Here is a 549-nt window from a genome sequence, read left to right as displayed (position 1 = left end):
TACAACGAGATTCCGGATGTGAAGCTGGTTGGATGTTGGGCACACGCCAGACGCAAGTTTCACGAGGCGCACACCGCGCTGCCGGCCGAGGAGCGAAAGAAACCGACAGCGGCCAGGATAGGGCTGGAATACTGCAACCGGTTGTTCAAGATTGAACGCGCCTTGAAGGACGCGACGCCAGAAGAACGTCACGCACAACGGCAGAGGTTAAGTCGGCCGGTGCTGGACGAGTTTTTGGCATGGCTTCAGGAGCAGAGCGAACAGGTACTGCCCAAGAGCGCCTTGGGGCAGGCGGTTTCGTATTGCCTCAACCAATGGCCGAAGCTGAGGGTGTTTCTGGAGGACGGGCATCTGGAGTTGGACAACAATCGGAGCGAGCGATCCATCAAGCGGTTTGTGATTGGCCGGAAGAATTTCCTGTTCGCGAACACGCCACGGGGCGCGCGGGCGAGCGCCATCGCGTACAGCCTGGTGGAGACGGCCAAGGAGAACGGACTGGACCCATACTTGTACCTGGAGTACCTGTTCGAACGGCTACCCAACATCCAG

At 59.0% G+C, this 549-nt stretch carries 1 protein-coding gene; it reads left to right on the top strand.

Features of this window, described 5'->3' with window-relative positions:
* A partial coding sequence (gene tnpC / locus IEX97_RS13420) for an IS66 family transposase (RefSeq protein ID WP_188883579.1) occupies positions 1–549 on the top strand: 549 nt, incomplete at both ends.

Origin of the sequence: Paenalicyclobacillus cellulosilyticus, assembly GCF_014647315.1 — a bacterium.
Classification (GTDB): Bacteria; Bacillota; Bacilli; order Alicyclobacillales; family Alicyclobacillaceae; genus Alicyclobacillus_J; species Alicyclobacillus_J cellulosilyticus.
This window is presented reverse-complemented; position numbering and strand designations above follow the sequence as displayed.